The sequence below is a fragment of the Pseudonocardia sp. TMWB2A genome, assembly GCF_017312135.1.
Window position 1 is genome coordinate 2,458,931 of the sequence record NZ_QKQY01000002.1, and the last position, 13,685, is coordinate 2,472,615.

Annotated in this window: 13 protein-coding genes; 4 read left to right on the plus strand and 9 right to left on the minus strand. The window is 74.3% G+C overall.

What is annotated here, in order from left to right:
* From DMP17_RS26355 to DMP17_RS26370, 4 genes are all read right to left on the minus strand, one after another.
* Nucleotides 1-426, minus strand: a complete 426-nt coding sequence (locus DMP17_RS26355; RefSeq protein ID WP_337830921.1) for a CBS domain-containing protein — start codon at nt 424-426, stop codon at nt 1-3.
* A 95-nt stretch (nt 427-521) separates the two neighbouring features.
* The gene (locus DMP17_RS26360) at nt 522-3,044 is read right to left on the minus strand and encodes a VanW family protein (RefSeq protein ID WP_337830922.1); all 2,523 of its coding nucleotides are present in this window, start codon (nt 3,042-3,044) and stop codon (nt 522-524) included.
* Nucleotides 3,045-3,169: 125 nt separating this feature from the next.
* Nucleotides 3,170-3,490, minus strand: coding sequence for a GroES family chaperonin (locus tag DMP17_RS26365; protein ID WP_062398895.1), 321 nt, complete (start codon nt 3,488-3,490; stop codon nt 3,170-3,172).
* A 196-nt stretch (nt 3,491-3,686) separates the two neighbouring features.
* The gene (locus DMP17_RS26370) at nt 3,687-4,877 is read right to left on the minus strand and encodes an ATP-binding protein (RefSeq protein WP_226354400.1); all 1,191 of its coding nucleotides are present in this window, start codon (nt 4,875-4,877) and stop codon (nt 3,687-3,689) included.
* Nucleotides 4,878-5,185: 308 nt separating this feature from the next.
* Between DMP17_RS26370 and DMP17_RS26375 the strand changes: the two genes are divergently transcribed.
* Nucleotides 5,186-5,320 (plus strand): hypothetical protein, encoded by a 135-nt coding sequence (locus tag DMP17_RS26375; protein WP_255497807.1) that lies wholly within the window; start codon nt 5,186-5,188, stop codon nt 5,318-5,320.
* Nucleotides 5,321-5,491: 171 nt separating this feature from the next.
* On the opposite strand, the gene DMP17_RS26380 is transcribed toward DMP17_RS26375, so the two are convergent.
* The 5 genes from DMP17_RS26380 to DMP17_RS26405 all read right to left on the minus strand — a co-directional run bounded on the left by DMP17_RS26380 (nt 5,492) and on the right by DMP17_RS26405 (nt 10,836).
* Nucleotides 5,492-6,022 carry an FxsA family protein gene (locus tag DMP17_RS26380; RefSeq protein WP_337830923.1) on the minus strand — a complete coding sequence of 177 codons (531 nt, stop codon included), beginning with the start codon at nt 6,020-6,022 and terminating at the stop codon, nt 5,492-5,494.
* Nucleotides 6,023-6,092: 70 nt separating this feature from the next.
* Complete coding sequence (locus tag DMP17_RS46470; RefSeq protein WP_443217911.1) at nt 6,093-8,066, minus strand: dihydrolipoamide acetyltransferase family protein; 1,974 nt, start codon at nt 8,064-8,066, stop codon at nt 6,093-6,095.
* 9 nt (nt 8,067-8,075) lie between these two features.
* Nucleotides 8,076-9,041, minus strand: a complete 966-nt coding sequence (locus DMP17_RS26395) for an alpha-ketoacid dehydrogenase subunit beta (RefSeq protein ID WP_226368282.1) — start codon at nt 9,039-9,041, stop codon at nt 8,076-8,078.
* Nucleotides 9,042-9,056: 15 nt separating this feature from the next.
* Entirely contained in the window at nt 9,057-10,244 is a 1,188-nt protein-coding gene (gene pdhA / locus DMP17_RS26400; RefSeq protein ID WP_337830924.1) for a pyruvate dehydrogenase (acetyl-transferring) E1 component subunit alpha, read from the minus strand.
* A gap of 226 nt (nt 10,245-10,470) precedes the next feature.
* Nucleotides 10,471-10,836 carry an antitoxin gene (locus tag DMP17_RS26405; RefSeq protein WP_337830925.1) on the minus strand — a complete coding sequence of 122 codons (366 nt, stop codon included), beginning with the start codon at nt 10,834-10,836 and terminating at the stop codon, nt 10,471-10,473.
* A gap of 209 nt (nt 10,837-11,045) precedes the next feature.
* Here DMP17_RS26405 and DMP17_RS26410 point away from each other — a divergent pair, with 209 nt between their 5' ends.
* The 3 genes from DMP17_RS26410 to DMP17_RS26420 are packed head-to-tail and all read left to right on the plus strand — an operon-like array spanning nt 11,046 to nt 13,652.
* The gene (locus DMP17_RS26410; RefSeq protein ID WP_178373119.1) at nt 11,046-11,981 is read left to right on the plus strand and encodes an ABC transporter substrate-binding protein; all 936 of its coding nucleotides are present in this window, start codon (nt 11,046-11,048) and stop codon (nt 11,979-11,981) included.
* The gene (locus DMP17_RS26415) at nt 11,974-12,894 is read left to right on the plus strand and encodes an amino acid ABC transporter permease (RefSeq protein WP_337830926.1); all 921 of its coding nucleotides are present in this window, start codon (nt 11,974-11,976) and stop codon (nt 12,892-12,894) included. The genes DMP17_RS26410 and DMP17_RS26415 overlap by 8 nt, the downstream gene beginning before the upstream one ends.
* Nucleotides 12,895-12,899: 5 nt before the next feature.
* Nucleotides 12,900-13,652: an amino acid ABC transporter ATP-binding protein gene (locus DMP17_RS26420; protein ID WP_226356612.1), complete on the plus strand. Its 753-nt coding sequence runs from the start codon at nt 12,900-12,902 to the stop codon at nt 13,650-13,652.
* The last annotated feature ends 33 nt before the right edge of the window (nt 13,653-13,685 follow it).

The following is a 13,685-nucleotide window of genomic DNA, read 5'->3' on the forward strand; positions in this document are numbered from 1 at the left end:
CTACTGCGCGATGTAGCTCTCCAGCTGCTCGCGCTCCTGCTCCAGCATGTCCATCCGGGCCTTGACCAGGTCGCCGATGGACACGATCCCGGCCAGCGCCCCGTCGACGATCACCGGCAGGTGCCGCACCCGGCGGTCGGTCATGATCCGGGCGAGGTCGCCGACGCCGTCGTCGGGCGAGCAGGTGACCACCTCGGTGGTCATCACCTCGGCCACCCGCGCGTCGAGCAGTGCGGCGCCGTGGCTGTGCAGCCGGCGCACCACGTCCCGCTCGGAGACGATGCCGACCAGCCGGTCGCCGTTGACGACGGGCAGTGCGCCGAGGTTCCGCTCGGCGATCGCGCGCAGCACCTCGCTCACCGAGTCGTCCGGTGCCACGGTGCTGACCGCGCTGCCCTTGCTCCTCAGAACGTCCGCGATGCGCATGGGGTACTCCGATCCCTCGCTGTCCGACGGCTGGAGGGATCAGGGTACGAATGTGACCTGGCTCTCGTCATCCCCTGACGGGAACGATCACCGGATCAGCCGCCGCACTGCACGATCGGCTGAGGGTTGTACTTGACCGTCCGCGTCTTGCTCGTCGTCTCCCCGGTCTGGATGTTGCGCATGGTCCGGGTGTCGGTCGCGGTGAAGCCCGGCGAGCCCTTGCTGGCGCTGCACGGCTGCCCCGCCGGGATGTTGACGACCTGCGGCTGGGTCGGGTTGGTCCGCGGCCCGGTCGCCGAGGTGACCTCGTACATCTTCTGGCCGAGGAACGAGACGGTGACGTTGCTGGGCGTCCACGTCGTCCGGATCAGCACGGCGGTCGGACCGTCGTTGCGGAACTTGACGTCGATGAGGTCGTTGAAGACCGTCGCCTCGCGGGCCACCGGGTAGCGGCTGATGTAGTAGCTGTGCTCCTTGTGCTCGACGTCGGTCATGCCGGCGAAGTACGACGCGTTGTACAGCGTCGTCGCGAGCTGGGAGACACCGCCGCCGACGCCGCGCGCCGGGTGGCCGTCCTCGATGATGCCGGCCTCGACGTAGCCGTTGGCGGCGTTGCGGGGGTTGCTGACGCCGTTGAGGCTGAACGTCTCGCCGGGCTGCACGATCTGGCCGTTGATGGCCTCGGCGGCGCGCTTGATGTTCTGCCCCGAGTCGGCGGCGAACCCGCCGGTGGTGAACGTCGAGATCTCGGTGGCGTTGCCCAGCGACTCCAGGTCGGCCGTGGTGATCTCGGCCGGCTTGTTCGCGTAGACCGCCGCGACGGTGCGCTCGCCCTGGCCGGTGAGGATCGGCAGCACGTTCGCGAAGGTCGCGTCGTAGTCGATGCCGCGCCCGTCCTGCGACGGGACGACCCGCGGCGGGGTCGCGGCGAAGTCCAGCTGGGCGTCGACGCCGGGCTTCTCGGTGCTCGCCAGCTGCGGCTGCGCGACGTCCTCGAGGGTCTTGTTCGCGATCACCGGCTTCAGCTTCACCGGGCCCTCCGGGTCCGCGGTGAAGCTGAGCGCGGTGGTGATGTCCTCGGGGGTGATGGTCGCGTTCGCACCCTCACCGGTGATCGTCAGCGGGCCGGCGACGGCGGGCTTGGCGACCTCGTCGATGGCCTTCTGCACGTCGGCCGGGGTGGTGACGGCCTGCTCGACGATCAGCGGGAGCTGCACCGGCTCGCCGGAGGCCCACTGCTCCTCGACGACGCCGACGGCCGCGTCGACGTCGAGCTGCTGGCCCGGCTCCGGCGCGACCGGGGTCGGGGTGACGCCCTGCCACTGGACCGAGCCCTCCTTGGGCTCCTTCATGACCAGCGGGGCCATCTGCTCCAGCGCGGTGCGCACGGCACGGTCGTCGGCGGAGTTGACCACCCCGACCTCGCGGGTGGTGAAGAACGAGGAGATCCGGGTGATCGGGTTCAGCGGCTGCTCGCCCGCCTCGTCGAGGGTGCGCGCGTAGTCGACCTGCAGGCCCGCGGCCTTCGGGTCGATCTCGGAGCGGACCTCACCGGCCTGGACCGGCACCGGCGCGGTGGAGCGGGGCTCGATCGCGGCCTGCAGCGTCTCGGTGGCCTGGGCGCGCGACATGCCGCCGATCTGCTGACCGGCGACGACGACGCCGCGCGGCACGCTGCCGGAGCTGAGCGCGAGGTCGCCGACGTAGCCGAGGACGAGCACGCCGAGCGCGGCGGCCGCGACGATCAGGCCGACCGGGCGCTTGCGCTGCGGGCCGTCACCGCCCTCGCCGTCGCCGTGCCCGTCACCGTCGCCACCACCGGGGCCGCCGGGGCCGCCGGGCCCACCGGGGCCTCCCGGCCCACCCGGACCGGTCGCGCCCGCGGGGCCGGTCGCGCCCGCGGCACCGAACGCGCCGGCGCCGAGGACCGCGGTGCCCGCGCCCGGGCCGCCGGTGTGGATGCGGGCGGTCTGCTCGGCGGCGCCGCCCGCGGGCGGCGCCGCGGCCGCGGCCGGGGTGACCCGGGGCAGGACCTGGGTGCGCTGCTCGCTGAGCGGGGCGACGCGGACGGTGTCCTGGTCCTGCCCCTCGGGGGCGGCGGGGACCGGGCGGGTCGCGTCCGGCGCGCCGGACGGCCGGGGGCCGGGCTGCGGCGCGGCGGGGCCCGCGGGGGCCGGGGCGCCGCCGGACGGCTGCGGGGCGGCCGTGCCGGACTCCGGGCGGGGCGGCGTTCCGGGCTGCTGCGGGGCACCGGTGTCCGGGCGCTGCGGCGCGGGGGACGGCTGGTGCGGGGCGGGCGACGGCGCGGCCGGGCCGTCCGCCGTGGTCGCCTGCCCGACGACGGTGCGGGCTGCGGGGGACTCCGGCGGCGCCTGCTCGGCGGCCTCGGCCGGGTCGGCGGGACCGGACACCTCGGCGGCCGGGACCTCGGTGGCGCCCTGCGGCGCGGGCGTTCCCTGCGGCGCGGCGGGGGCGGCGGGACCGGGCGAGGGACGGCGGGCGGGCATCACGGGGCGACCGGCACCGGCGGCGTCGCCGTTCTGCGGGTCTCCCGGCTCCGGCGCGGACGTCACCGGCTGCTCGTCCGCGTCGTCGGACGAGGGAGGGCGCTCGGGCATGACGTGGGACTTCCTTTCCGCACTGCCATCGACTCTGTCATCGAGACCGGCGTCGTCGCCTGCGTCGACACCGCTGTCGAACCGGGTGGGCCGCGGGTCCGTGCGGACCGGCGCGACCCGGGGATTCAGAGGTAGAGACCGGTCCCGTGCTGGGTGGCCTCGGAGGCCACCGCGTGCAGGTCCCGCTCACGCATGACCAGATGCCCGACGCCGGCGATCTCGACCTCGTACTGGTCCTCCGGGGCGAGCAGGACGCGGTCGCCGGCCTTCACCGTGCGCACGTGCTGTCCCACCCCGACCACCTCTCCCCAGACCAGACGCTTGGCGACCTGTGCGGTTGCCGGGATCACGATTCCGGCCGAGCTCCGTCGCTCGCCGGAACCCTCGACCCTCTTGATCATGACCCGGTCATGGAGCATCTGGATCTCGAGTTTGGGCTCGACCACCGGGCCGATGCTACGGGTGACCCCTGACGCCCCCGGCGGCGCCCGGCGCAGGCGAGAGCATGCCCCGAACGTGGAACGCCCCGCGGCGCTACCGAGTCGGGGGTCGGGTGGCGCCGCGGGGCTCAGCAGGGGTTTCGCGCCGACACGACGACCTGTTACACCGCAAACAGTTTTCACTCGTCCGGAGCAGCGGGGCTCAGGTGTTGGCGAGCAGGTACCGCCCGAAGTGCGGCACGGTGAAGGCGATCTGGCCGCGCTGGGCGGAGAACACCAGCCCCTTCTTGAGCAGGCTGTCGCGCGCCGGGGACAGCGACGACGCGCGCCGGTCCAGGTGTTTGGCCACCAGCGACGTCTCGACGGGGTGGTCCTCCCCGTCGGTCAGCTCGGCCATCGCCCGCAGGTACTCGCGCTCCGCGGGCGTCGCCCGCTCGAAACGCGAGCCGAAGAAGCCGACCGCGAGCTCGGCCTCGGCCTCGGGGGCGGCCATCTCGACGTCCTTCACACCGATCGGGCTGGTCGGCGCGGCGTCCCAGGCGGCCTTGCCGTAGGCCTGCACGAAGTAGGGGTAGCCGCCCGAGCGGACGTAGAGGTCGTCGAGGGCCTCCTGGTCGAAGGTCGCCTCCTCGCGCTCGGCCGGGGCGATCAGCGCGAAGTCGGCGTCCTTGCGGTCCAGCCGGTCGATCCGCGAGTACTTGAACAGCCGCTCCGAGTAGGACTTCGACGCCGACAGCACCGCGGGCAGGTGCGGCAGCCCCGCCCCGACGACGACGAGCGGCACCCGGGCCTGGGACAGCTCGTGGCAGGCGGCGCAGAGCGCGGAGACGTCCTCGGGCCGCAGGTCCTGCATCTCGTCGATCAGCAGCGCGATGCCGGAGCCGACGTCCTGGGCCAGCTCGGCGACCTCGGTGAACAGCTCGACGAGGTCGATCTCGATGTCCCCGGAGTCCGCGCGCCCGTTCTTCACCGGGACGTCGATGCCGGGCTGCCAGCGCTCCCGCAGCTTGGTGCCCTCCGGCGACGACCGCAGCGCGAACGCCTTGAGCACGCCCAGCACCTCGTCGATGCGCTCGGGCGCCCGGTGCCGGACGGCGAGGTCGCGGATCGCGCGGTGCAGCGCCGCGGACAGCGGACGGCGCAGGTCGGCGTCCGGGCGGGCCTCGATCTTCCCGGCGCCCCAGCCGGCGTGCATCGCCATCGAGCGCAGCTCGCCGAGCAGGACCGTCTTGCCGACGCCGCGCAGCCCGGTGAGCACCAGGCTCCGCTCCGGGCGACCGCGGGAGACCCGCTCCAGGACGATCTCGAAGGCGTCCACCTCGCGGTCCCGGCCGGCCAGCTCCGGCGGGCGCTGCCCGGCGCCGGGGGCGAACGGGTTGCGCACCGGGTCCATGCGAGGACGGTATCCGCCGCTCTTCGGAATTCCGTAGACGACGACGGCGTGTCGCGGCCCCGCCACCCGGGCGGCCCAGCGACGACGTCGGTCACCCAGCGTGGTCGCTATGCCCGTCCGGGCCGGCTCCGGCGTCGCCCGTGCGGTCCGCCGCGAACGCACCGTGCGAGCGGGACCGGTGAATGACAGTGTTGTCGTCACGATCCGGTGGCCCGCGCCCGGTGACCTTCCGCGACCGCGGCTGACCAGCGACACTCTGAGGCGTGCACCACCCTGTCGCACGTGACTACGCCCGGGAGGAGAGCGCTGTGGGCCGACACCGCGGACGGCACCGCGCCGACCGGATGCATCACTCGACGCTGCGGATGAAGCCGATCACGCTGCGTCGCCGACGGCTGGAGAGCCTGCGCAGCCTGCTCGCAGGAGCGCGCCCCGGCTGGTGAGAAGGACGGCGGGGGCGACCCCCGAACGCTCCCGCCGTCCACCACCCCGTCCCGGACCTGCCGCGCCCGGCCGTCGCACCCCTGGTGCCGCCGTCGCACCCTCCGCACGGGGTGCGGTGACCGCGTGCGGGGTGCGCCGGGCGACCACGCATCGCGGGGCCCGGTGACGGGTCAGGTGCGGTCGGGACCGTCCACGACCTCGCCGTCGACGACCGGGCCGGTGCCCGCGGCGGGGCCGGTGATGCGCGGGTACGCGGTCGCCGTGCGCGGCTCGGTGACGGTCTCGCCCTCGACCACGGTGGCGCCGTAGCGGATCCGCGCGGTGCGCAGGCTCGGTGCGGCCCGCTCGGCGGCGTTCACCATGCGACGCCGGACCAGGGCCCGCGTCGGGGGGAACACCAGGGCGAGACCGAGCACGTCGGTGATCAGGCCCGGCAGGAAGATGAGGATGCCACCGGCGGCGACGAGCAGCCCGTCGGTCGCCTCCTCGTGCGCCAGCTTCCCGCGCTGCACCGCGGTGGCGAGCGCGCGGGCGGCGCGGACGCCCTCCCGGCGGGCGAGCAGGAGTCCGACCACGGACCCGGCGAGCAGGACCAGCAGGGTCCAGCCCAGTCCGATCCACGCGATCAGCCCGGCGAGCGCGACGATCTCGAGCACGACGTAGAGCAGCACGAACGGCATGCCCGTACAACGCACGGGCACGCCGTTCTGCTCCCGGATCGCCCGAATTCCCCGGATCGATCTCCCGGGGCCCTCGGATGATCTCCCCAGGTCACCAGGTGAAGGCGACCCCGGGGTCGTGCAGCAGCGCGCCGACGTCGGCGAGGAACCGCGAGCCCTCGGCCCCGTCGACGAGGCGGTGGTCGAACGACAGCGCCAGCCGGCACACGGTGCGCACGGCCAGCTCGCCGTCGACGACCCAGGGGGCGGGCTTGATCGACCCGACCGCGAGGATCGCGGCCTCGCCGGGGTTGATGATCGGCGTCCCGGTGTCGACGCCGAGCACGCCGACGTTGGTGATCGTGAACGTGCCCCCGACCAGGTCGGCCGGGGCGGTCCGGCCCGCCCGGGCGGTGTCGGTGAGCGTCGTGAGCGCGTCGGCCATGCCGCGCAGGGTGAGGGTGTCCGCGTCGCGGATCTTGGGGACGACGAGCCCGCGCGGCGTCGCGGCGGCGATGCCGAGCTGGACGCGGGCGTAGTAGGCGATCTCGCCGGCGCGCTCGTCCCAGCTGGCGTTGACCGCAGGGGTCCGCGCGGCGGCGAGGCAGGCGGCCTTCGCGACGAACGCCAGCGGGGTCAGCTTGACCCCGGCGAACTCGCGCGAGGCCCGCAGCCGGTCGCGCAGGGCCATCATCTCGGTGACGTCGACGTCGAGGAACTCGGTGACGTGCGGCGCGGTGAACGCGCTCGCGACCATCGCCGCGGCGGTGGCCTTGCGGACGCCGCGGATGGGCTCGCGCCGGTCCTCGGTGGGCCGGGCGGTGGTCGTGCCCGCCACGGCGGCGACGGCCGATCCGGCCGGAGCCCCGGCGGCCCCGGTGCCCGGCCCGGCGGCAGCGCCCTGTCCGGCGGCAGCGCCCTGACCCGCGGCGGAGCCCTGACCCGCGGCGGAGCCAGGCCCGGCGGCGGAGCCAGGCCCGGCGGCCCCACCCTGACCCGCGGCGGTACCCGGTCCGGCGGCCGCGCCCTGGGCGGCGGCGGTGCCCCGCCCGGCGGCGGGCCCCGAATCGCCGGGGCCCGAGTCGTCCGGCGCGGCACCCGAGGTCGCGGCGCCGGCGAGACCCCCGGCAGCGAGACCCCCGGCAGCGGCACCCGCCGCGGCGAGGCCCCCGGCGACCGGCGACCCGGCGGGGGACGTCCCGGCAGCGCCCGCTCCGGCGCCCCGGCCGTCGGCCGCAGCGCCGTTCCCGGCCCCCGTGAGTCCGGCACCCGTGAGCCCGGCGCCCGCGCCCCCGGCCCCCGACGCGGCGGCGTGCACGTCCTCCCGGGTGATCCGGCCGTCCCGCCCGGTCCCCGTCACCGCCCGCAAGTCGACGCCCAGCTCCCGTGCGAGCAGGCGGACCGGCGGCGGGGCGAGCGGGACCTGCGCGGCCCGCGGTCCGACCGCGTCGCCCCCGGCCCGCCCGTCGGAACCCCCGGCCTGCCCGTCGGAGCCCCCGGCCCCCGGGTCGGCCCCGGTGGACGTCCCGGGAGCGGCCTGCTCGGGCGACCCGAGCGACTGCTGGGGCGACGGGACGGGGACCGCGCCCGGCCCCGGTGCATCCGGGCCCCCGGAGCCACCGGCGCCGGGGTGCCCCGCCGCGAACGACCCGGACGGGGCGGCGGGCGCAGCGGAGGCGGCGGGCGCAGGTGAGGCGGCGGCCTCGGCGGAGGCGGCGGGCTCGCGCCGGGGCCGTCGCCGGGCGGAGCCCTGCCGCGGCCCGTACCCGACGAGCGTCGCGATCCGTCCGTCCTTGCCCGCCTCACCGATCTTCGCGCCGGTGTCGGCGCCGGCGTCGGGCGCGGCCCCACCGGTGTCGATCGCGATGATCGGCGTCCCGACGGCGACGGTCGCGCCCGGCTCGGCCAGCAGCTCCCCGACCGTCCCGGCCCACGGCGAGGGCAGCTCCACGGCCGCCTTCGCCGTCTCGATCTCCACGATCACGTCGTTCACCGCGACCGTGTCCCCGGGCGCCACCCGCCAGGTGACGATCTCGGCCTCGGTCAGCCCCTCGCCGACGTCGGGCAGCTTGAAGTGCTCACGCATGTGCGGTCCTCACCAGGCCAGGGAACGGTCGACGGCGTCGAGCACCCGGTCCAGGTCCGGCAGGTACTCGTCCTCCAGCCGCGACGGCGGGTAGGGCGTGTCGAAACCGGTCACGCGCAGCACCGGCGCCTCCAGCGAGAAGAAGCACTCCTGCTGGATCCGGGCGGCGACCTCGGAGGTCACCGACGACTCCGCGGGCGCCTCGGACACCACGACCAGCCGGCCGGTGCGGCGCACCGAGTCCACGACCGGGCCGAGGTCGAGCGGGGACAGCGACCGCAGGTCGACCACCTCGAGCTCGCGGCCCTCCTCGGCGGCCGCGGCGGCCGCGTCGAGGCAGGTCCGCACCATCGGCCCGTAGGTGGCGACGGTCAGCGTCGAGCCCGGCCGCACCACCCGCGACGCGTGCAGCGGGTACGCCGACGCCAGGTCGGCGCCGTCGAGCTCGCCCTTCTCCCAGTACCGGCGCTTCGGCTCGAAGAAGATCACCGGGTCGTCGGAGAGGATCGCCTGCTGGATCATCCAGTGCGCGTCCGACGGGGTCGAGCAGGTGACCACCTTCAGGCCCGCGACGTGCGCGAACAGCGACTCGGGCGACTCGGAGTGGTGCTCGACGGCACCGATCCCGCCGCCGTAGGGGATCCGGACGACGACCGGCACCGGAACCCGGCCCTGCGTCCGGTACCGCAGCTTCGCCAGCTGGGACACGATCTGGTCGTAGCCGGGGAAGACGAACCCGTCGAACTGGATCTCGCAGACCGGGCGGAACCCGCGCACCGCGAGCCCGATCGCGGCGCCGATGATCCCGGACTCCGACAGCGGGGTGTCGAGCACGCGCTGCTCGCCGAAGTCCTTCTGCAGCCCGTCGGTGATGCGGAAGACGCCGCCGAGCCGGCCGACGTCCTCACCCATGACCAGCACCTTGGGGTCGCGCTCCATCGCGGCACGCAGGCCGTCGTTGAGCGCCTTCGCCATCGTGGTCGGCACGGCTCAGCCCTCCTCGTCCGCGAACGACGCGTGGTAGGCCAGGAGCTCCTCGCGCTGGCGCTCCACCGTCGGCGACGCCTCGGCGTAGACCTGGGAGAACATCCGCTCCGGGCCGGGCTGGGGCATCGCCCGGCAGAACGCCCGCATCCGTTCGCCCAGCGCGTCCGCCTCGGCCTCGACGGCGTCGAAGAAGTCGGCGCCGACGCCGTGCCGCCGGGCCAGGTGCACCCGGACCCGCTCGATCGGGTCCTTGAGCTTCCACAGCTCGACCTCGTCGGCGAGCCGGTAGCGGGTCGCGTCGTCGGAGGTGGTGTGGGAGTCCATCCGGTAGGTGAACGCCTCGATCAGCACCGGGCCGTTGCCGGTGCGGCACTCGTCGAGCGCCCAGCGGGTGACGGCGAGGCAGGCGAGGACGTCGTTGCCGTCGACCCGGACGCCGGGGAAGCCGTAGCCGCGGGCGCGCTGGTAGAGCGGCACCCGGGTCTGGCGCTCGGCCGGCACCGAGATCGCCCACTGGTTGTTCTGGCAGAAGAAGACCAGCGGCGCGTCGTAGGCGGCGGCCCAGACGAAGCCCTCGTGGACGTCGCCCTGGCTGGTGGCGCCGTCGCCGAAATAGCAGATGGTGGCCTCACCGGTGTCCCGGTCGCCGACCTTCGACTCGAAGCGCTGGCCCATCGCGTAGCCGGCGGCGTTGAGGCACTGGTTGCCGATGACGATCGTGTACGGGTGGAACCGGGTCGCGACCGGGTCCCAGGTGCCGTGGTCGGTGCCGCGGAAGATGCCGAGCAGCTCGGTCGGGTCGACCCCGCGGCACCAGGCGACGCCGTGCTCGCGGTAGCTGGGGAAGCACATGTCCTCGGGCGCGAGCGCGCGGCCGGAGCCGACCTGCGCGGCCTCCTGGCCGAGCAGCGGCACCCAGAGGCCGAGCTCGCCCTGACGCTGCAGGGAGTTGCCCTCGCGGTCGGCCCGCCGGACCAGGACGAGGTCGCGGTAGAGCGACTGCAGGTCCTCGGCGGTGATGTCGGCGGCGTAGCGGTCGAAGCGCTCGTCGGGCACCCGCTCGCCCTCGGGGGTGAGCAGCTGGACGAGCTCCGGCCCGCCCTCGTCGACGCCCTTCAGCCCGGCGACGACCTGGTCGTGGCTGGGCCGCGACCGCGGATCGGTCGGTATCCACGCCTGGGGTACGTCCACGGCAGACCTCCTCGGTCGCACCGGGCGGGGTCACGCCCGGGAGCGTCGGCTCCGGGCCCGTGCGGGTGGTGCGGACCCGGGACGCGCAGGCGCGTCACCACCGATCCTGGCACGTCACCGGCCCCGAGGAGAACCGGTGCCCCGCAGGTCGACGGGTGGACGACGGACCGTCGGACGTCCACATACGACGGTCCCGGCACCCGGCCGGGACCGTCGCGGGAGCGGGTCATGCGCCGTGCGGACGCTCCGGGTTCGGCGGCGGGAACGCCGGGGGCTGCTGCGGGGTGCGCTGCGTCGGCGCGTCCGCACCGGCCGCCGGGTACGGCGGGTTCCCGACGGCCGGGCGGCCCGGGGCGGGCGGCGTGGTGCCCGGCGCGCCGTAGCCGTAGCCGGGCTGCGGGATGCCCGCGACGTCCTTCGCCTTGCGCGCGGCCCCGGCGATCTGGTTCGTGTACTTGCCCTTGGTCTGCTTGTCGACGAACTGGGCGGCGGAGTCGAGGGCCTTGCCCGCCTTGTCCGGGTTGGACCGGGCGTAGCGGCGGGCGGCCTCGACCGCTCCTGCCAGGACGGTGAGTCTGCGGAACAGCGACATCTTCGAGGACCTCCGTGACGGTGCGGCACCGCGACGATCCCGCGGCACTCGGTCGTCGCACCAACAGTAGGCGAACGGGCACGGACCGGCGCGGCGTTCCACCGGAGTGCGACGAGCACGTAACGGATCGGTCGTGCGTGCGGCGGTGACCCGCCGGTAAGTGGCAGGATCCCCGCCGTTCGACCCCGCCTCACCTGGAAGGCAACCGCATGACGACCGCGAGGACCCGCAGCGTCCGCTCCCTGACCGGGATCGCACTGTCCGCACTGACCGCACTGGTCCTGACCGGCTGTGGGGCCGGCGGCGACGGCAGCGGGGGAGGCGGCTCCGCCGAGGCCACCGGCACCGACGCGCCGATCCCGGCCGTCGCCAAGGACGACCGGCTCGCGGCGATGGTGCCGGCCGAGGTGCGGCAGGACGGCACGTGGGTCGTCGGCACCGACCCGACCTATCCGCCGAACGAGTTCACCGCGCCCGACGGCACCACGATCATCGGGATGGAGGTCGACCTCGGCAACGCCATCGCCCAGAAGCTGGGGCTGACCGCGAAGTTCGAGCAGAGCCAGTTCTCCGGGATCATCCCGGGCATCACCGGCGGCCGCTACGAGGCCGGCATCTCGTCGTTCACCATCAACGACGAGCGCACCAAGGTGCTCGACATGGTCGGCTACTTCTCCGCGGGCACCAGCCTCGCCACCCGCAAGGGCAACCCGGACGGGATCGACCCGAACGACCTCTGCGGCAAGGCCGTCGGCGTCCAGCAGGGCACCGTGCAGGTCGAGGACGTGCAGGCCCGCACCAAGAAGTGCACCGACGAGGGCAAGCCGGCCATCCAGGTGACCGAGCTGCAGGCCCAGACCGACGTGACGCTCGCGCTGAACTCGAACCGGATCGTCGCGATGCTCGCCGACTCCCCGGTCGCGGCCTACGCGCAGACCACCACGAACGGCGCCGTCGAGGTCGTCGGGCAGCCCTACGACACCGCCCCGTACGGCGTCGCGCTCAAGAAGAACGACGGCCAGTACGCCCAGGCCGTGCAGGGCGCCGTCCAGTCGCTGATCGACGACGGCACCTACAAGAAGATCCTCGACAAGTGGAACGTCGCCAACGGCGCCATCGCCACGTCCTCGATCAACGGTGGCTGAGCCGGCGACCACCGGCGCCCGACCCGAGCCCCGCGACGCGGTCGCCGTCCGGCACCCCGGACGGTGGGTCGCGATCGCGGTGCTCGCGGTCCTCGGCGCGATGCTGGTCAACACGCTGCTGACCAACGAGAACTTCGGCTGGCCGGTCGTCGCGCAGTACCTGTTCTCCGCACCGGTGCTCAACGGGCTCGCCAACACCCTGGTGCTGACCGTGCTGTCGATGCTGATCGGCATCGTCGGCGGCGTCGGACTGGCCGTCATGCGGCTGTCGCCGAACCCGGTGCTCTCCGGGGTGGCCGGGGTGTACCTGTGGCTGTTCCGCGGCACCCCGCTGATCGCGCAGCTGCTGTTCTGGAGCTTCCTGTCGGCGCTCTACCCGAACCTGTCGCTGGGCGTCCCGTTCGGCCCGGAGTTCGTCGTGTTCGACACGAACTCGCTGATCACGCCGTTCCTGGCGTGCCTGCTGGGCCTCGGGCTGAACGAGGCCGCCTACATGGCCGAGATCGTGCGCGGCGGCATCCAGTCGGTCGACCAGGGCCAGAGCGAGGCCGCCGGGGCGCTCGGCATGACCCGCGCGCAGACGCTGCGCCGGGTGGTGCTCCCGCAGGCGATGCGGGTGATCATCCCGCCGACCGGCAACGAGACCATCGGCATGCTGAAGACGACGTCGCTGGTCGTCGTGATCGGCTACACCGAGCTGCTCACCTTGGTGCAGCGGATCTACTCGACGAACTTCCAGACCATCCCGCTGCTGATCGTGGCCGCGGCCTGGTACCTGCTGCTGACCTCGCTGCTCACCGCCGGTCAGCGGGTCATCGAACGCCGCTACGGCCGCGGTGTCGCCGGTGCCGTCACCGAGGCGACCCCGCTGGTGCGGCTGTTCTCGTTCCGGACGGGAGGGAAGACCTCGTGACCCCGATGGTCCGGGCCGAGACGGTCGGCAAGAGCTTCGGCGACGTCGAGGTGCTCCGCGGCGTCGACCTCGTCGTCGAGCCCGGGCAGGTCTGCTGCGTGATCGGGCCGTCGGGCTCGGGCAAGTCCACGCTGCTGCGCTGCATCAACCACCTCGAGACGATCGACACCGGGCGGCTGTGGGTGGGCGGCGAGCTCATGGGGCTGCGCGAGGAGAACGGGAAGCTCTACCGGCTGCGCGACTCCGCGCTCGGCAGGCAGCGCCGCGAGATCGGCATGGTGTTCCAGCGCTTCAACCTGTTCCCGCACCGCACCGCGGCGGAGAACGTGATGGAGGCGCCGGTCGTCGTCCGCCGGGAGTCCCGCGCGACCGCACGGAAGCGGGCCGTGGAGCTGCTCGGCCGGGTCGGGCTGGCCGACCGGGCCGACGCCTACCCGGCGCAGCTGTCCGGCGGGCAGCAGCAGCGCGTGGCGATCGCCAGGGCACTGGCCATGCAGCCGAAGCTGATGCTGTTCGACGAGCCGACCTCGGCGCTCGACCCGGAGCTGGTCGGCGAGGTGCTCGACGTGATGCGCGAGCTGGCCCGCGAGGGCATGACGATGATCGTCGTGACCCACGAGATGGGTTTCGCCCGCGAGGTCGGCGACGCGCTGGTGTTCATGGACGACGGCCGGATCGTCGAGTCGGGCGACCCGCGCGCGGTGCTCTCCGACCCGCAGGAGGAGCGCACCCGCGCGTTCCTGTCGAAGGTGCTCTGAGGCGACGGTCCGGGGGGCGTCGCGGAGTTAGCA